17 protein-coding genes and 1 tRNA gene are annotated in these 17,651 nt (G+C 71.9%); 10 read left to right on the top strand and 8 right to left on the bottom strand.

Features of this window, described 5'->3' with window-relative positions:
• The 3 genes from GQQ95_RS19405 to GQQ95_RS19130 form a co-directional block, all read left to right on the top strand.
• Positions 1–554 (top strand): hypothetical protein (locus GQQ95_RS19405; protein WP_246205838.1); only part of this gene is annotated, 554 nt, incomplete at its 5' end.
• Positions 555–656: 102 nt separating this feature from the next.
• Positions 657–1,208, top strand: a complete 552-nt coding sequence (locus tag GQQ95_RS19135) for a dihydrofolate reductase family protein (RefSeq protein WP_157429203.1) — start codon at positions 657–659, stop codon at positions 1,206–1,208.
• A 106-nt stretch (positions 1,209–1,314) separates the two neighbouring features.
• A complete protein-coding gene (locus GQQ95_RS19130) occupies positions 1,315–2,013 on the top strand; it encodes a hemerythrin domain-containing protein (RefSeq protein ID WP_157429202.1) in 699 nt (232 codons plus the stop codon).
• 126 nt (positions 2,014–2,139) lie between these two features.
• On the opposite strand, the gene GQQ95_RS19125 is transcribed toward GQQ95_RS19130, so the two are convergent.
• The 3 genes from GQQ95_RS19125 to GQQ95_RS19115 all read right to left on the bottom strand — a co-directional run bounded on the left by GQQ95_RS19125 (position 2,140) and on the right by GQQ95_RS19115 (position 5,938).
• Positions 2,140–2,937 (bottom strand): MOSC domain-containing protein, encoded by a 798-nt coding sequence (locus tag GQQ95_RS19125; protein ID WP_157429201.1) that lies wholly within the window; start codon positions 2,935–2,937, stop codon positions 2,140–2,142.
• Between the two features lie 176 nt (positions 2,938–3,113).
• Positions 3,114–4,883 carry a S8 family peptidase gene (locus GQQ95_RS19120; protein ID WP_157429200.1) on the bottom strand — a complete coding sequence of 590 codons (1,770 nt, stop codon included), beginning with the start codon at positions 4,881–4,883 and terminating at the stop codon, positions 3,114–3,116.
• Positions 4,884–5,065: 182 nt separating this feature from the next.
• A complete protein-coding gene (locus tag GQQ95_RS19115; RefSeq protein ID WP_157429199.1) occupies positions 5,066–5,938 on the bottom strand; it encodes an NAD(P)H-binding protein in 873 nt (290 codons plus the stop codon).
• Positions 5,939–6,055: 117 nt separating this feature from the next.
• On the opposite strand from GQQ95_RS19115, the gene GQQ95_RS19110 reads away from it, so the two are divergent.
• Positions 6,056–6,424, top strand: a complete 369-nt coding sequence (locus tag GQQ95_RS19110; protein WP_157429198.1) for a winged helix-turn-helix transcriptional regulator — start codon at positions 6,056–6,058, stop codon at positions 6,422–6,424.
• A 95-nt stretch (positions 6,425–6,519) separates the two neighbouring features.
• On the opposite strand, the gene GQQ95_RS19105 is transcribed toward GQQ95_RS19110, so the two are convergent.
• Positions 6,520–6,591 (bottom strand) — tRNA-Gly (locus GQQ95_RS19105).
• Positions 6,592–6,809: 218 nt separating this feature from the next.
• On the opposite strand from GQQ95_RS19105, the gene GQQ95_RS19100 reads away from it, so the two are divergent.
• Together GQQ95_RS19100 and GQQ95_RS19095 are read left to right on the top strand one after the other, a co-directional pair.
• Entirely contained in the window at positions 6,810–9,746 is a 2,937-nt protein-coding gene (locus GQQ95_RS19100) for an Ig domain-containing protein (protein WP_170297126.1), read from the top strand.
• A gap of 108 nt (positions 9,747–9,854) precedes the next feature.
• Positions 9,855–11,351, top strand: coding sequence for a hypothetical protein (locus GQQ95_RS19095; protein WP_157429196.1), 1,497 nt, complete (start codon positions 9,855–9,857; stop codon positions 11,349–11,351).
• 7 nt (positions 11,352–11,358) lie between these two features.
• Here the strand turns inward: GQQ95_RS19095 and ppk2 are convergent, their stop codons facing one another.
• A complete protein-coding gene (ppk2, locus tag GQQ95_RS19090; protein WP_246205835.1) occupies positions 11,359–12,171 on the bottom strand; it encodes a polyphosphate kinase 2 in 813 nt (270 codons plus the stop codon).
• Between the two features lie 400 nt (positions 12,172–12,571).
• Between ppk2 and GQQ95_RS19085 the strand changes: the two genes are divergently transcribed.
• Positions 12,572–13,738, top strand: a complete 1,167-nt coding sequence (locus tag GQQ95_RS19085; RefSeq protein WP_157429195.1) for an RtcB family protein — start codon at positions 12,572–12,574, stop codon at positions 13,736–13,738.
• Between the two features lie 55 nt (positions 13,739–13,793).
• Here the strand turns inward: GQQ95_RS19085 and GQQ95_RS19080 are convergent, their stop codons facing one another.
• Positions 13,794–14,342, bottom strand: a complete 549-nt coding sequence (locus tag GQQ95_RS19080; RefSeq protein WP_246205833.1) for a hypothetical protein — start codon at positions 14,340–14,342, stop codon at positions 13,794–13,796.
• Between the two features lie 2 nt (positions 14,343–14,344).
• Positions 14,345–14,599 carry a hypothetical protein gene (locus tag GQQ95_RS19075; RefSeq protein ID WP_157429193.1) on the bottom strand — a complete coding sequence of 85 codons (255 nt, stop codon included), beginning with the start codon at positions 14,597–14,599 and terminating at the stop codon, positions 14,345–14,347.
• A 418-nt stretch (positions 14,600–15,017) separates the two neighbouring features.
• Here GQQ95_RS19075 and GQQ95_RS19070 point away from each other — a divergent pair, with 418 nt between their 5' ends.
• Positions 15,018–15,482 carry a pyridoxamine 5'-phosphate oxidase family protein gene (locus GQQ95_RS19070; protein ID WP_157429192.1) on the top strand — a complete coding sequence of 155 codons (465 nt, stop codon included), beginning with the start codon at positions 15,018–15,020 and terminating at the stop codon, positions 15,480–15,482.
• A gap of 204 nt (positions 15,483–15,686) precedes the next feature.
• Here GQQ95_RS19070 and GQQ95_RS19065 read toward each other — a convergent pair whose 3' ends face one another.
• The gene (locus tag GQQ95_RS19065; RefSeq protein ID WP_157428820.1) at positions 15,687–16,595 is read right to left on the bottom strand and encodes an NAD-dependent epimerase/dehydratase family protein; all 909 of its coding nucleotides are present in this window, start codon (positions 16,593–16,595) and stop codon (positions 15,687–15,689) included.
• Between the two features lie 192 nt (positions 16,596–16,787).
• Here GQQ95_RS19065 and GQQ95_RS19060 point away from each other — a divergent pair, with 192 nt between their 5' ends.
• Complete coding sequence (locus tag GQQ95_RS19060) at positions 16,788–17,171, top strand: YciI family protein (protein ID WP_157428821.1); 384 nt, start codon at positions 16,788–16,790, stop codon at positions 17,169–17,171.
• Positions 17,168–17,651: sigma factor (locus GQQ95_RS19055; protein WP_281352042.1), on the top strand; the 484-nt coding region annotated here is incomplete at its 3' end. The genes GQQ95_RS19060 and GQQ95_RS19055, both read left to right, overlap by 4 nt.

Here is a 17,651-nt window from a genome sequence, read left to right as displayed (position 1 = left end):
CGCCCTCGCCCGTCGCGCCGGTCGCCCGGCCCGCCACGCCGCCGGCCGCCCAGGCGCCGACCGCCGCGCAGGCTGCGCCGACCGCGGCATCCGCACCGTCGGCGCAGGTCGCACCCATGGCGCTCCAGATCGGCCTCGCGCAGGGCATCGCGTTCGTCGCGCACCGCAACCAGACCGACAAGCTCGGGGCACCGTACATCGACCACCCCGGTCGCGTCGCCGAGTCCTTCGATCCCGCGGTGCACCCGCTCGAGACGGCCGTGGCCTGGCTGCACGACGTGCTCGAAGACACCGACCTCAGCGCCGAGACCCTCCGCGAGGCGGGCGTCGCGCCCGAGGTCATCGAGGCCGTCCAGGTGCTCACCCGAACCCCGGGGATGCCCGACGCCGACTACTACGCGCGCATCCGCGTCCACGCCGTCGCGCGCAGCGTCAAGCTCGCCGACATCGCCGACAACACGGCGCCGTGGCGGGTCCGCAAGCTCGACCACGAGACGCAGTCGCGCCTCGCCGAGAAGTACGCCCGCGCCCGGGCCGCCCTCGGCGCGGCCTGACTCCCGATCGATCTCCGCTCGCGTGTCGATCCGCGCGAGCGTCGTTCGACGCATGGGTGAGGGCGGATGCGCCGCCCCGACGAATCCGGAAGGATACCCTCCATGCGCCCCATCATCGTCACCGAATTCATCAGCCTCGACGGCGTCGTCGACTCCCCCGGCGGAGGTGACCACCCGCGCGCCGGCTGGACCTTCAAGGAGGTGCCCTTCGTCGCCGAGGCGTACGAGATCAAGGGCAGTGAGCAGCTCGAGGCATCCGCCATGCTGCTCGGACGGGTCAGCTACGACGAGTTCGCGCCGATCTGGCCGACCATGGAGGACTTCGCCGAGTACAACGCGATGCCGAAGTACGTGGTCTCGTCGACGCTGAACGACCCCGAGTGGAACAACACGCAGGTGCTGCGGTCGCTCGACGAGGTCGCGGAGCTCCGGCAGGGCGAGGGCGGGCCGATCATCGTGCACGGCAGCGCGACGCTCGCGCAGGGCCTCGCGGCCGCGGGCCTCGTCGACCGCTACCACCTGCTCGTCTTCCCGGTGACGCTCGGCGAGGGCAAGCGGCTCTTCGACGGCAACGCGACCGGCACGCTGAAGCTCGTCGACCAGGCCTCCTACGACAACGGCATCATCAAGGCCGTCTACGACGTGGAGCACTGACCCGGGCGGATGCCGCGGCTCGGCCCCCCGCGCGACCCGGCCCTTGTCCCGGCCGGGCGCCGGGGAGTACGCTCCGATCGCCTGTTCACCGTCGATCGGAGCGCCCGTGTCCGCTGCATCCCTCCCGCCGAGCGGCGACCTCCCCGTGTCCCTCGGCCCGAAGACGTGCGATGCGCGCGGCATGGCCGAGATCCACCGGTTCTTCAAGGCCGGCTTCGGCGAGGCCCCGGCCCTCGTCGCCGGCGTCGTCGAAGCGGATGCCGCGCACGCCGACGTCGTCGGCGATCACCTCGCGATGCTCTCGACGAGCCTGCACGCGCATCACGAGGGCGAGGACGCCATGCTCTGGGACCAGCTCGAGCAGCGGGCCCCCGCGTGCGCGCTGCACGTCGAGCGGATGCGGCGTCACCACGCCGAGCTCCTCGTGCACCTGGTCGCCCTCGACGAGGCGCTGCCCGCGTGGCGGGCGGGCGGAACCCGTGCCGACGCGGCATCCGTGCTCGATGCCCTCGAGGGCGTGAACGCGGCCCTCGCGGTGCACCTGCCCGATGAGGAGGCGAACATCGTGCCGGTCATGGAGTCGACCTTCACGCAGCCCGAGGTCGAGTGGTTCGGCGAGCACGGGCGCAAGGCGACGCCCAAGGGCAAGACGTTCGTGCAGCTCGGGGCGATCCTCGCCGCGCAGCCCGACGGCGGCCGGGCGTGGATGCGCGAGCACCTCCCCGCCCCCGTGCGCGTGATCTGGCGTGCGTTCGGGCGCCGCGTCTACGAGAAGAACCGCGCGCAGTTGCTCGGCACGCGCTGAGCCGGGTCTCGTCGTCTCGGGAGGAGTTCGGGCGATCGGGAGGAGTCGATCCTCGGCCGCGTCCTCCCGACCGTGCGACGTCCTCCCGACCGTGCCGGGTCGGCGGTACTGGCGCCGGTGCCGGCGTCAGCCGATCGACGCGGCGTCGCCGACGGTGATCTCGCCGGGGCCCTGCGGCACGAGCAGCACGCCGAACCAGGTCTTGCCGTCGCGACGGCGGTGCTTCGAGAGCGTGCGGATCGGCTCGAGCCCGCGCTGCAGCGTGTACGGGTCGATGCCGGTCATCATGCAGCGGTCGCAGCCGGCCGCGACGCGGAAGCGCACCTCGCCGAGTGTGACGAAACCCCAGTCGTCCTCGGCGAACGGCTCTTCGCCGTCGACGACGACGTTCGGGCGGAAGCGCAGCATGTCCAGCTCGGGCGTACCCTCATCGGTCCACGCGTTGAGGGCGGCGAGCGACGCCTCGGTCGTGAGCAGCAGCGGGCCGGCGTCGGCGAGCGACATCCGGTCGCCCTCCTGGCCGCCGTGGTCGGGCTTCACGGTGCGCACGGTCGGGTCGGGCTGCCAGACCAGTCGCACCTGCTGGCCGATGCGCGAACTCAGCCACTCGTCGGCCTCGTCGCCGGCGGGCAGCGCCGTGCCCTGACGCGTCACCTGCACCTCGATGGGATCGCCGCCGCCCGGCACGTCGACGCGGAGCGGGTCGGATGTCGCGCTGCCGAGCAACACCCCGCCATCGGCCAGCGGCTCGGCCTGCAGGCTCAGCATGACGTTGCGCTCCCGCGCGGTCACCTTCGCGCCGTGCTGGTCGACGACCGCCCAGCGGCGGTCGGCGGCGAGCCCCCAGGGCTCCACGCGTGCGGAGCGGACATCGAGGCCGCCGAGCGACTTCACGGGGTAGACGCGGACGCGGGTCAGCTGCATGCGAACACGCTACCCGCCACGGCCCGGCTGCCCGCGCCATGCCGCAACGCCCGCCCTACGCGCCGCCCCGCGCCCACACGCGAAGCGGGGCCGACCTCCGAAGAGGCCGGCCCCGCCAGTGCTGTCGTGCTGTTCTGCTGTCGTGTCGGCCGCTCAGCGACCCGGGACGGCGGCCGCTACTTGCCCACGGCCCTCAGCGCGTTGACCAGGCCGTTGCCGTAGAACCCGTTCTGCTTGGTGGTTCCCTCGCAGGTGTGGGTCGACGTCACCGTGTTGCCGGCCGGGAGGATGCGCGTGTACGTGAACGCAGCCGGGGTCGGGCAGGCCGTGTCGACGGCGGTCTGGCGCAGGCGGGCGTCGACGACGGAGGCGGGCAGGTACTTGCCGCCGCGGATGATGTCGGGCACGCCGTACTTGCTCACGATGAGAGCGGCGACGCCCGCAGCGTGCGGCGACGCCATCGAGGTGCCCTGCAGGTACTGGTAGTACCCGCAGGTCGTGCCGGCCGCGTCGCAGCTCTTCACGACACCGGCGACGAGGATGTTGCCGGCCTCGTCGATCGCGCCCTCCTCGAGCGCGAGCGCCTGGGGGTAGGCCGCGAGGATCGCCTTGCTGATGTCGCGCGTGTTGCCGGCGGTGTCGTAGACGTCGCCGCCGGGTGCTGCGACATCGACGTAGCCGTTGCCGTAGTCGGAGTAGTACGCCTTGCGCTCCGAGATGCCCGTGCTGCTCACCGAGATGACGCCCTTGCCCTCGGAGGGCATCGACGTGCAGGTGGCGGGGTCGAGCAGGTCGCGCGTGTAGGCGACCTCACCGGGGTAGTCGGCGAAGTCGGGGCTGCCGCCGTCGCTGATCACCTTCGTGTAGTCGGTCGCACCGTTGCCGGCCGCGGCGACGAGCGTCACCCCGCGGTACCGCGCGTAGTCGAGTGCGCGCTGCATGGCCTTGACGATGGTCTGCTGCTCCTGCTGGTCGGCGGGGGAGTCGGCCGGGTGGCTCGCGCAGTTGAAGAGCCACGGGTCGACGTAGTAGCTCATGTTGACGACGTCGACGCCGATCTTGCCGGCGTAGGTGAGGGCGTCGATCGAGGGCTGCAGGAAGAAGTACCCCGAGTCCTGGCCGGCCCGGAGGTTCAGGAGCTTCACGTTCGGCGCGACGCCGGCGATGCCGAGGCCGTTGATCGGCGAGCCGATCGTCGAGGCGACGTGCGTGCCGTGACCGTTCTCGTCGACGTTCGACGCGTCCTCGCAGGATCCGTCGGCCTCGTCCTCACAGGCGCCGTCGATGACGCCGCCGTTCGCGTCGACGGGGATGTCGACGGTGAAGTTGCGGCTCTTCTTCGCGTCGAAGTTCGGCGCGATGTCGGGGTGCGTGCCGTCGACGCCCGTGTCGAGGATGCCGACGAGCACCTTGTTGCTGCCCTGCTCGACCTTGTACGAGCCGTCGACCGTCGCGTCGATCTGCTGCATGTCCCACTGGAGCGGCGCGAGCGGCTCGGGCGTGATCGCCTTGCCGCCCTTCTTCGCCGCCGCCGGAGGCGCGGCCGGGGTCTCGCCGCCGCCCTGACGGACCTCGGACTCGACGTCGTCGAGCTTCTTGGCCTCCTCGCCGCTCACGGCCTCATCGGGCACGTCCGCGATGACGCGGTTCTGGGCGGTGCCCTCGATGGCCCCCTCGGCGAGGGCGGCCTCGGCGAAGCCGGCGTCGGTGGTGCGCACGGTGGCGACGCCCACGTCGGTGTTCTCGGAGACGACGGTGCCGCCGGCGGCCTCGACGGCGGCCCGCGCGTCGGCGGAGGACGTGCCCTCGGCGAAGAGCACGACGTACTCCTGCTCGCCGGTGGCCTCCCCGGTCTCGGTGGTGAAGGCGCTCGCCGGAGCGGCGGCCAGGGCCGTCAGGGCGAGCGCGAAAGCGGATGTTGCAGCGATGGTGCGGAATCTACGCATGGTTCTCCTCGGCATCGAGCGTGATGGCGAGATCCTGACACCCCCGAACGAGTGAGTTCAAGGGCCTGCGCGGATGTCGCACGATACCCGCGGAACGTGCACCGAATCGGCGCCGCCGGGTCTATCGGACGCGCACCCTGGAGTGCTACGCGCTCGACGCCGGCGGAGCGCCGAGCCGGCGATCAGGCGGCGTCGGCGGTCGCGAGCGCCTGTCGCAGCCCGTCGACGAGCGGCGTCGCCGGCCGACCGGTGAGCCGCGAGACGCCGCCCGTCGGCACGTCGAGCACGCCGCGCGCGATGCCCTCGTCGATCGCCGCGACGAAGCCGGCGGTGCCCGCGTCGAGCCCGGCGCCCTGCAGGGCGGCGACATGCTGCTCCGAGGTGAGCGGCGTGTAGGCGACCTCGCGCCCGGAGATGGCGGATGCCGCGGCGGCGAGCTCGGCGAATCCGAACGCCTCGTCGCCGGAGAGCTCGTACACCTCGCCGACGTGACCGTCCTCGAGCAGGACGACGGCTGCGGCATCCGCGAGGTCGGCGCGCGTGGCACCGGTGATGCGGCCCTCGCCCGCCGAGGCGACGATGACGCCGGACGCGGCGGCGCGCGCGACATCCGCCGCGTAGTTCTCGATGTACCAGTTGTTGCGCACGATCACGGCGGGAACGCCGGACTCGGCGATGGCCTCCTCGGTGGCCTTGTGCTCGGGGGCGAGCGGGTACTCGGCGGTGGTGGCGTTGGGAGCGCTCGTGTAGACGAGCTTGGCGACGCCGGCCGCCTTGGCCGCGTCGACGACGTTGCGGTGCTGGGCGACGCGCTGTCCGACCTCGGATCCCGAGACGAGCAGCACGGTGTCGACGCCGTCGAGGGCGGCCGCGATGGTGTCGGGCTTCGCGTAGTCGAGCTCGACGGTGCGGATGCCGCGTGCTTCGACATCCGCGAGCTTGGAGGTGTCGCGGGCGCCGGCGACGATCGTCGAGGGCTCGGCTCCGCGGGTGAGGAGTGCGTCGAGGACGAGGCGTCCGAGCTGGCCCGAGGCGGCGGTGACGAGGATGGTCATGGGTGCGGTTCCTTCCGATCGGCCCGCGCGGTCACCGCGCGGTACGGATGATGCAACCGGAAGCCGCGCGCCTGACATTCCCCGGAGAGGGTACCCACTTTCAGGTAAGCTACCCACATGGTGGTAAGTCTTGCGGAGATCCGGCGAACCTCGGGCGAAGTCTTCGTCGAGGGGTGCCCGACGCGCGTGGTCCTCGACCACATCATGAGCAAGTGGGGCGTGCTCGTGCTGCTCGCCCTCACCGACGGCACCCTCCGGTGGGGCGAGCTCCGCCGCGAGGTGCAGGGCATCAGCGAGAAGATGCTCGCCTCGACGCTGCGCACGCTCGAGGCCGACGGCCTGGTGGTGCGCACGTCGTACCCCGAGGTGCCGCCGCGGGTCGAGTACGCGCTCACCGACCTCGGTCGCGAGCTCATGGAGCGCATGCTGCCGCTCGTCGAGTGGGTGGCCGTGCATGCTGAGGAGATCGTGCCGGCAGGCGCCTGAGCGACGAGCGCCCGAGCGAGCGGCGACGTGGTCGCAGCTGCGACGTGACCGTCCCGCGGGTCGGTGCACGAGGCATCCGTGATGGTGAAAAAGAGAGCGGATGACGAGATTCGAACTCGCGACCCTCACCTTGGCAAGGTGATGCGCTACCACTGCGCCACATCCGCATCGCCCGCGTTTCCGCGTGCTGGACGAGACTACCTCACTCGGCGCCGCCTCGCTGACATCGACGATGCCGCGTCGCGTTCGCCGGGCGGATGCCGCGAAGCCCCGAACTGGGGGGCGGCGTGCCGTTCCGGGCGTCCCGGCCGTGCACTACCGTGAGGTGCCGCGACGACGCGAGCGCTTGCCCGCGCCGCTGCGCGGCTCGGTGAGAGGACTTCCCGTGTCTCAGCGTCGCCCGCGCCATTCCCTGTCCCGACCCATCGCCGGCGCGCTCGCCGTGCTGGTCCTGGCCGCCGCCACGGTGGTCGGTGCCGCGCTCCCCGCGCAGGCCGCTCCGGCCGTGCCGAGCGCGCTGACCTTCACGGAGGGTGTCGACCCCGGGGTGCCCACCGTGCTCGTCGAGACCGGCACCACCACCAACTCGGCGCTCTATGCCGAGACCGCGCCTCCGGGCATGGTGCTCGAGTTCTCCGGCGAGGGCAGCGGAATCCGACTGGCGGGCACCCCCACGCAGGCCGGTGTCTACCCCGTGCGATTCGACGTCACCTTTCCCGACGGCCCGTGGATGGCTGCGTACACCACGGTCGTGACGGTGCTGCCGGCGACCGCGGCCCCCGTCTGGTCCACCACATCGCTCGGACAGGTCACGTACCTCGACACGATCGGGGTCGAGCTCGCGGCATCCGACACCACGTCGTTCGCGATCACGGCCGGTTCGCTGCCCGCCGGACTCTCGCTGACCGGAGCGAACATCTCGGGAACCGTCACGGCCGCCCCCGACGTCTACGCGTTCGAGGTAACCGCGACCGGCCCGGGCGGCTCGACCGCGCAGCCGTTCTCCGGCTCGGTCGACCCGCGGGTCATCTCCTGGCCGGAGCCCGTCATCGGCCCGTTCACGGTCGGCGTGGCCGTGAGCCAGCAGTTCTCGGCCACGAACACCGACTTCTACGCCCCCAGCGCGGGCGCGCTGCCGCCGGGTCTCTCACTGACGGCCGACGGGCTGTTGAGCGGCACGCCGACCACCCCGGGATCGTTCTTCTGGAAGATCACCGCAAGGAACGAGGGCGCGCCCGTCAGCCACGAGTTCACCATCGTCGTGAACGACGAGCCGCTCGTGTGGCAGACCTCGTCGCTCAAGGATGCGGGCGTCGGGCTGGCCTACTCGGCGAACCTCGTCGCAACCGGTGCCGAGAGCTACGCCGTCACGGGCGGCTTGCTCCCCTCGGGGCTCACGCTCAGCAGCGCGGGCGTGCTCAGCGGCACGCCGACCACCGCCGGGTTCTCGCCGTTCACCGTGACGGCGTCGAAGGCCGGCGGCGCATCGGTGGCCAAGTCGTTCGTCCTGGACGTGCTGGCGGCCCCGGTCTGGCTCGGGGAGACCTCCGTCGTGGTCACCGTCGGCCGCACGAAGACCGTGGCGGGGCACTTCGAGAACATCCTGACCATCCACATCTCCGAGGACCCGAACGGCCCGTTCTCGTCCGCGTCCAGCGGGCGCTCCATCGCGGTCACCGGCATCCGGCCGGGAACGGGGGCGACCTTCCCCCTCGGGATCACGACGGTGCATCCCTCGCTCGGCGTGAGGATCGACGTGACCGTGCTCGCCGAGCCGGTCTGGGTCACGAGCGAGCTGCCCGATGTCGGCCAGGGAGCCGCGGTCGACCTCCAACTCGAGGCGACGGATGCCACGGGCTACGCCCTCACGTCCGGCACCCTGCCGCCGGGGCTGACCCTCGCCGCCGACGGCTCGATCACCGGAACGCCGACGGCCGCCGGGCCGTACGCCTTCATGGTCGGGGCGACGAACGGCGACGTCACGGTCGATCGCGAGTTCACGCTCGAGGTCGTCGCCCCGGCGACGTGGGTCGGGCCGACGTCTCTGCTGCTCACGGTCGGCGACGAGATCACGCTGGACAGCAGCGACACCATCGTGGGCGGTCGCTTCTACAAGGCATCGTTCGACACCGAGGGCGGGTTCACCGCCTCGCTCCGCTCGGTCGACCTGCTGGCGATCGACGGGCAGAAGGCCGGCACCGCCACGCTGTACGTCGACATCGAGAACGCGCTCGGTGTGCGGACCCTGGTCGAGATCGTCGTCGAGGTGCGCAACACCCCGGTGTGGGTGAGCGAGTCGCTCGGCCTGCTCCGCCAGGGCGACGCGGTCGACCCGGCCCTCGCGCTCGTGGCGACGGATGCCACGGGCTACGCCCTCACGGCGGGTGCCCTGCCCGACGGGCTGAGTCTCGCCGCCGACGGCACGATCAGCGGCACGCCGACCGCGATGGGGGCCTACGCCTTCACGGTCGAGGCGACGAACGGCGACGTCGTCGTGGCTCGCGACTTCGCCGGCGACGTGAACGCCCCGCTGGCGGTGTGGAGCACGACCTCGCTCGAACCACTGCACGTGAACGTCGCCGCGAGCGTCGCGCTCGCGGCGGAGCACGCCGTCTCGTTCGCGGTGACCGATGGCTCGCTCCCCGACGGGCTCGCGCTCGCCGCGGACGGCCTCATCAGCGGCACCCCGACTCTCGCGGGCACGTTCGAGGTCGAGGTCACGGCGACCAACGCGACGGACGAGGGCGTCGCGCGGTCCTTCACGATCGTCGTCGACGAGCCCGTGATCACGATCAGCCTCGACGCGGAGCCCGGCGATGCGGCATCCGGGGTCGACGTCACGGTCACCGGGTCGGGCCTCGCTCCCGACGAGGCGTTCGACGTGACGCTGTTCTCCGACCCGATCGTCGTCTCGAGCGGCGTCGTGGCCGCCGACGGCACGATCGATGTCGCGGCCTCGCTGCCCGAGGTGGTGCCGTTCGGGGCGCACGAACTGCGGGTCACCGCGGTCGGCGCCGACGGTGAGCCGTTCACGAGCTCGGTGTGGTTCTCGGTCGGCGAGGGCGGCGAGATCGTTGAGATCTCGACCGACGGGCCGGTCGCCGAGCCGACCCGCACGCCCGTCGAACCGGTTGACCCCGACCCCACTGCACCGGACCCCGCTGCACCGGACCCCGCCCCGGCTGCCGTGACGGCGCCGTCCGGCATCGCCGCCACCGGCGTCGAGTCCTCCCCATGGGCGGTGGCCGCCGGCCTCCTGCTCGTGCTCGGTGCGGGGCTCGCGTTCGCACGGCGCCGAGCGGCGGCATCCGTCACCCGCTGAGGTGAGGCCCCGGGAACACCCGCGACATCCAGAGTTCACACCTGGTGCATTGCCGCGCCCGGGGCGTGGGCGTAGCGTCCTGCGCGACGGCGATCGGTTGGGGGCATCATGATCGGGTTCGGCAGCGGCAACGGCAACGGCAGCGGCAGCGGCAGCGGTAGCGCCGGCACGGGAGGCCGCGACATGCGTGGCATCCGCGGCCTCGCGATCGCCTGCACCGTGGCGACGGCGGCGACGTTCGTGGTCGTGGCACCCGCGGAGGCGTCCGAACAGGTGACGCCCGTGGCCTCCTGCGACGAACTCGCCGCCGCGCTCGCGACGTCGGGCACCGTGCTGCTGACGCAGGAGTTCACCGGGCCGGATGCCGCCTGCGAGCCGCTGGAGGTCGGGCCGGGCGCTGACGTTGTGCTCGACCTCGATTGGCACGACCTCCAGGTCGGCGACTTCTACGACCCATCGCCGGGGGACGCCGCGATCTTCGTCCCGACGGACTCGCGCCTGACCGTGCGCGGGCGTGCATCCGGATCCCTGACCGTGTACGCCGGTGACGGCGCCGGCATCGGTGCGCGTCCGGGGTCGGGCGCGAGCGGAGACATCCGCATCGAAGGAGGAAGCATCACTGCCACGAGTCGAACGGCGGCCGGCATCGGTGGTGCCGACGGCGACGCCAGGGTGGAGATCACCGGTGGCCGCGTCACGGCTCGATCCTCGACCAACGCATCCGTCGACAGCGGTGCCGCCATCGGCGGCGGCCGGTTCGGGACGGGCGTCGTGGAGGTCACGGGCGGTCTGGTGCGGGGCGAGTCCTGGTCCGCTGCGGGCATCGGCGGTGGTTCCGACGGCAACGGGATCGTGACGATGGCGGAGCCTGAAGCGCCTCCCGACGCCAGTCGGTTCAACACGGGTGCGAGCGTCTCCGGTGCGGGCATCGGTGGCGGCGTCCGGGGCGTCGGCGAGGTTGTCATCGCCGGACGGAGCCGGGTCCTCGGGTTCGCGGGCGGAGCGTCGGCTGACGAGAACGGCCCGGGGATCGGTGATCCGTCCGGCATCGGAACCGTGACGATCTCCGGGCTGCCGACGGTCGTCGCGGGCTCCATCCGGAGTAGCCGCACCGAGATCCTCGGTGGCTCCGTGCGGATCGACAGCGGGTACCCCCGGACCGACCCGCGCCCGGTCGCCGGCGACCAGCCGCTCTCACCGATCTCGATCGTGGTGACCCACACCGGCAACATCGCGCCCGGCCCCCTGCTCAGCGTCGTCGACGCCGACGGCGTGCCGACCGGGTACCAGGTGCATCCCTCCCCGTTGAACGAGGCGACGCTGTGGCTGCCGCCGGGCCCGGCCTGGATCCGTGGCGAGCTGTACGGCGACCTGCGCACCTTCCCCGTCACGGTGGCCGAGGACGGAAGCAGTACGGCCCGGCTCAACTTCGGCTCCTCGGAGCCGCCCCCGCCCACCCTGAAGGAGCGCATCGCCACCCGCTTCGCCCAGCTGGCGCGGGTCCTCGGTGACAACGACGCCGCGATCACGCGCATCGCGCGCGAACTCGGCACCACCGAGGGCACCGTGCGCTACTGGCTGCGCCGGGCGGGTGAGATCGGCTGACGCGGAGCTATTCCGCCTTCGCCTCGGCGATGACCTCGCCGGCATGGTCGGGCACCACGTTCGCCCACTCGCGGGGCGGCCGTTCGTAGCCGCCGGATTCCGGGCGGGGCGGGATCTCGATCGGCTCCCGCTCGACCTTCTCGTAGGGGATCTTCGAGAGCAGGTGGGCGATCATGTTGATGCGCGAGCGCCGCTTGTCGTCGCTCTCGATCTCGTACCAGGGCGCCTCCGAGATGTCGGTGTTCGCGAACATCGCGTCCTTGGCGCGCGAGTAGTCCTCCCACTTCGTGATCGAGAGCACGTCGTTCGGGCTGAGCTTCCAGCGCCGCATCGGGTCCTCGAGCCGCGAGCGGAACCGCTCCTCCTGTACGACGTCGGACACGCTGAACCAGTACTTCAGCAGGATGATGCCGTCTTCGACCAGCATCCGCTCGAAGGTCGGCGCCTGGTGCAGGAACCGGTGGTACTCCTCGTTGCTGCAGTAGCCCATGACCCGTTCGACGCCCGCCCGGTTGTACCAGGAGCGGTCCATGAGCACGATCTCGCCGGCCGCGGGCAGGTGCGGCACGTACCGCTGGAAGTACCAGCGGGTGCGGTCGCGCACGCTCGGCATCGGCAGCGCGACGATGCGCGTGACGCGCGGGTTCATGTACTCCGAGACGCGCTTGATCGTGGAGCCCTTGCCGGCGGCATCCCGCCCCTCGAAGATCACCACCACGCGTGCACCCGACTGCTGCACCCACGCCTGCATGTCGACGAGCTCGGCCTGCAGTCGCTTGAGCTCACGCTCGTACACCTTCTTCGGCATCCGCTTGGTCATGGTGCACCTCCTGCGCTGAAGCCTAGGGGCGATGCATCGAGCGGATGCCGCGGCGCGGCCGCTCCCGTCGACCGTTGACGCTGCGACATCCGCCGCACTAGGGTTCGAAGGCTGCGCAGTCCGCGCAGCAGCCCCGGAGCCTGATCGGAGAGCGGCCATGAGCGTGTACCTGCAGCGCACGACCAAGCCGACCTTCGTCGAGCCCGCGATCCCGCAGCGCCTCCAAGGTGACCTGATCAATCGCGAACTCGACCAGGCTCTCGAGCCGGCACCCTGACGCCGCGGCATCCGCCGTCTTCGTCACCCCGTGCCGCTCGAGGCCCGGGGTGCTTCTCTGTCTGCGCGCGACGAGACCCCCGGGCCCTCGGAACATTGCAGTGCAACCAGACAGGAAAGGACCATGGAGAAGCTCTCCGACCGGCTCGTCTCGTGGGCGAGCCTGATCGACGACAAGACCGTCGAGCAGGCCCGCACGTCGTCGACGATGCCATTCATCTACCCGCACCTCGCCCTCATGCCCGATGCGCACCTGGGCCTCGGCGCGACCGTGGGGTCAGTCATCCCGACCCTCGGCGCGATCATCCCCGCGGCCGTCGGCGTCGACATCGGCTGCGGCATGATCGCCGTGCAGACGCAGTTCACGGCCTCCGACCTGCCCGCCGACCGGCGGGCCGTCCGGGAGCAGATCGAGCGCGCCATCCCGCTCTCGGCGGGCAAGCAGAACCGCAAGGTCGTCGCCACCGCGGCGCCGCGCATCGCCGAGCTCGAGGCCCTCGCCGAGGCGAAGGGATTCGACCCGTCGACCTACGCCGGCAACTGGCGTGAGCAGCTCGGGTCGCTCGGGAGCGGCAACCACTTCATCGAGGTCTCGCTCGACGAGCGCGACGACGTGTGGCTGTTCCTGCACTCGGGCAGCCGGGGCGTGGGGAACCGCATCGCGCAGCACCACATCAAGGTTGCGCAGCGGCTCGCGAAGCAGTTCTGGATCGACCTGCCCGACCCCGACCTCGCCTACCTCGTCGAGGGCACGCCGGAGTTCACGAGGTACATCCGGGAGCTCCGGTGGGCGCAGCACTTCGCCCTCCTCAACCGCGAGGAGATGATGGACCGCGTCATCCGGCAGGTGTCGGAGTGGGTGGGCACGCCCGTCGAGGAGCGGGAGCGCATCAACTGCCACCACAACTTCACCGAGAGCGAGGAGCACTTCGGCAAGCGCGTCTGGGTGTCCCGCAAGGGCGCCATCCAGGCGGATGCGGGTCGGCTCGGCCTCATCCCGGGGTCGATGGGCACCGCGTCGTACGTCGTCGAGGGGCTCGGTGACCCGATGTCGCTGAACTCGTCGCCGCACGGCGCGGGGCGCACGTTCTCGCGGACGAAGGCACGACAGACCTTCACGCACGAGCAACTGCGCGAGGCGATGACGGGCATCGAGTTCCGCGACACCGACGCGTTCATCGACGAGATCCCGCAGGCGTACAAGCCGATCGACCAGGTCATGGCGGATGCCGCGTCGCTCGTGCGCGTGCGGCACACGCTGCGCCAGATCGTGAACGTCAAGGGGAACTAGGGGAGAGCGGATGCCGCGGCCCGGCGCTCGAGGAGCGTGCGGGTCGCGGCATCCGTCACTGCTCGGCGGGGATGCCGCGGTCGCGGACCAGGTAGGCCCACGGGAACATGCTGGCGCCGACGATCCACCCCTGCTCCGCGTCGCGGCGCGATGGGCCGCGCCAGATGAGTCGCTTCGTCTCCCACTGCGTGTCGGTGCGGACCATGCGGTGACGCAGCATGCCCGCCTCGACGGTGTGCCAGCCCGCGCGGCCGGCCAGTTCGAGTTCCGCCATCTCGTCGAAGGCGGTCACGGGGCCGAGCCAGCGGTATTCGGCCGCGTCGGCGCCCGCCGCGGCGTCGGTCCCGGCGTCCGCTCGGGCATCGCCGAAGCGCTGTTGCGCGGCCTGGCGGGTCATGCCGAGTTCGGCGCCGATCGCGGCCCAGCTCACGCCGCCCGCGCGCGCCGACTCGACGGCCTGGCGCAGGATGGCGCGGACGTCGCGCTCGGCGTCGGAACTGGCGCGGATGAGCGCGAGGTGCTCGTCGGTGGTCAGGTGCATCTCGACGGCGGGCGAGTCGAGCCCGGCGGCGTCGAGGATCGACCGCGTGATGGTGTCGCGCATCGTCATCGGTCGCCGTCACGGCTGGGCAGCCACCAGCCCTCGCCCGAGGCCGTGCGCGACCCCAGCCACCCGGCCGTCGCGGCGAGGCCGACCGCGCCGAGGAGCGTGAGGGCGAATCCCGCGCCCGCGAGCATGCCGCCCACGAAGCCCTCGACGGGGCCGATGCCGACGAGCATGAGGATGATGCCCACGGCGACGAGGCCGTATCCGGCGGACCATCGCGTGGCACGTGAGCGGGACTTGGTTCGATCGGTCATGCGTCAAGAATAAGTTGACATGGTGGGCGCGTCAAGCAGAACTTGACATGCGCGCCACGGCGTGTGGCCCACCGGGCGAACGCTACGACCTGGGGAATCGGTATGCCAGTTCGCCCTCATCGATTGAGGGGGAACTGGCATATGCAAGAGAGGATCTACAGCCCGCGGCGTCCGCCCCTCGAGTTGCGGCCCGGTGCGCGACGTTCACACCCGGTGTACCCGAGGCATCCGTCAGCTCACATGGGCGAGGCGCGGCCAGAGCTCGTTCCAGCCGAGGGCCCGGCCGGTGCCGACGCGACGATCAACTGCAGTCGGTCCCCCGCGCCGACCCTGCGAGGTTGCTGTGCCGGTGAGGGCGGCTGCGCGCCACGCGCGCTCGCACCCGACCGCTCGCGAGTCGGTCTGGTAGCCATGAAGCATGGTCACCGATTCCACCTCGTCGCCCGTTGCGGCCGCCGCAGGGCGGATCCTCGACGCGAACGCCTACCTGACCCTCGCCACGGCCGACGCCGAGGGGCGCCCCTGGGCGACTCCGGTCTGGTTCGCAGTGCGCGACCTGCGCGAGTTCATCTGGGTGTCGCGCCCGACCCGGCGGCACTCGCAGAACATCGGCGCGCGCGCCGAGGTCGCCCTCGCCGTGTTCGACTCCAGCGCCCCGGTGGGCGAGGCGTCCGCCGTGTACGCCGAGGCGCTCGCCGAGCAGGTGCCCGACGACGGTGTCGAGGACGCGCTCGCCGCGTTCAACGCCGGCTGCGAGGCATCCGGCATGCGTCCGTGGGCCGAGGGGAGCGTCACCGGGGCCGCACCGCACCGGCTCTACCGCGCGGTGGCCTCGCATCTCTGGACCCTCGACGAGCGCGAGGACCGCGTACCCGTCTACTGAGCGGCGCCGTCCGCGCGCCGCGCGCTCGGCGCGCGCGCCCAACGCAGCGCGGACGCGAATGGTCGCCACATGGGGCTCGACGCGACCATTCGCGTCCGCGCTGCGCTCGCCCGCCTCGAGGAGGTCCCGGTGGTCGAGTAGCGAAGCGTATCGAGACCCCCGTCAGGCACTCGGCGGTCGAGTAGCGAAGCGTATCGAGACCCGTCAGGAGTCCGGCCAGGTCTGGCCGAGCGGATGCTCCGGGGCCGCGAACACGCCCCCGATGGGTCCGCTCGGGGCGGGCGCCTCGGGCCGCACGCCGTCGCGCTCAGCGACGAAGGCCATGGCGTCGTCCTGCGGATCGAACCCGATGGCCCGCCCGGACGTGAGGTCGAACGCGTCGGGCGCATTCGCCGAGACGCCCCACACGATGTGGTGCCGCCCGTCGTTGAGCGCGAGCGCCGCCTCGACGAGCCGCGCGGCGTCGTCAGGTGAGAGCCAGTGCGCGAGTCCGCGGCGCGGGCCGGGCTCCTCCCCGAACGCGCAGATGCGGGCCGACACGATGCTCATGCCGTACCGGTCGGCGTAGACGCTGCCGAGCGCCTCGGCGACCGCCTTGCTGACGCCGTAGTACGTGTCGGGCCGCGGGACGGGGACCTCCGTCGACGCGACATCCGCGGGCTCGGCGAACCCGACCGCGTGGATGCTGCTCGCGAGGAGCACCCGGCGAGCGCCGCCGAGCCGCGCGGCCTCGAGCACCTTCTGCGTGCCGTCGATGTTGACCCGCAGGATGTCGGCCCACGGCCGCTCGGAAGGGAAGGCCGCCAAGTGCACGACCGCATCGACGCCGTCGAGTGCCTCGCGGATGCCGTGTTCATCCTCGATCGAGACGCGCCGCAGCTCGACGCGGTCGGGGCTCAGCCCGATGCCCCATCGGTCGTCGTCGCCGAGGCGGTCGGGGAGCTCGGTGTCGATGAGGCGAAGCACGCGCCCGGGCCGGTCGAGGCGCGGAAGGAGGCTGCGCCCGATGCGTCCGGATGCGCCGGTGATCGCCACGACCTGCGGTGCGCCATGCTGGGGCTCGTCGTCATGCGGTGCGTCGTCGTGCTGGGGCTCGTCGTCGTGCGGTGACATGGGTCGATCTTGGCCGCTGCGCGACCCGATGTCGACGGGTTGCGCTTCCTGTCGATCGGCCCTCAGCTCGGTCGTCATCCAAGTAGAGGCCGACATCCGGCCGGCTCCCGCAGGGGAGAGCCGAGGATGACCCGGGCGGCGCCGCCGGTACGCGAGTACCCTGACGCTGGATCGGGCCGAGGAAGGAACACCATGCGTTACACACTGCTGCTTCACTACCCCGAGATGACGGCCGAGGACCTCGGTCCCGAGGCGCTCGCCGAGGGTCAGCAGGCGTTCACGAGCTACGCGGCGACGCTGCAGTCGGCGGGCGTGCTGCTCGGCGCCGAGGTGCTGCAGCCCTCGTCGAGCACGACGACGCTGCGCGGCGTCGACGGCAGCGTCCAGGTGCAGGACGGCCCGTTCGCCGACACGAAGGACCAGCTCGGCGGCACGTTCGTCATCGACGTGCCCGACCTCGACGCCGCGATCGAGTGGGCCAAGCGCGCCCCGTCGATGGACTACGGCGCCGGCGCCGTCGAAGTGCGCCCGGGCGCCGTGTACACGGTCGACGGCGTGTGGACTCCCAACGCGTGAAAGCGCCCCGGGCCGACGGCTCGGCCGACTCGGCTGCCGACTCGGCCGACTCGGCTCCCGACCCGGCCGACGACTCGGTCGACGACGCGCGGGCGGCGGCTGCGGCATCCGTCGAGCTGGCCGCCCGTGCGTCCTACGGCCGGTTGATCGCGCTGCTCGCGGCGTCGTCCGGTGACCTCGCGCTCGCCGAGGACGCCCTGGCCGGCGCGTTCGAGCAGGCGCTCAGGTCCTGGCCGGATGCCGGTGTGCCGGACAATCCCGAAGGGTGGTTGCTGACCGTGGCTCGCAATCGGCAGCGCGACGCGTGGAAGTCGGCTGAGCGCCGCCTCACCGCGTCGCTCGATGACGAGCGGGTCCGGGGCGGCGGCGACGCCGGCGGTGCAGAGGCCGCCGGCTCGGCCGGCTGGGCGGGCGGCGCGTCCGTCGGCGCCGCGGGCGTGGGCGCGGTCGCGGGCTCGGGCGCGGTGCGCGCGGGCGCAG

Source organism: Agromyces salentinus, assembly GCF_009749395.1.
Classification (GTDB): domain Bacteria; phylum Actinomycetota; class Actinomycetes; order Actinomycetales; family Microbacteriaceae; genus Agromyces; species Agromyces salentinus.
Note: the sequence above shows the minus strand (reverse complement) of the source record. Positions and strands in the feature narration are given on the sequence as shown.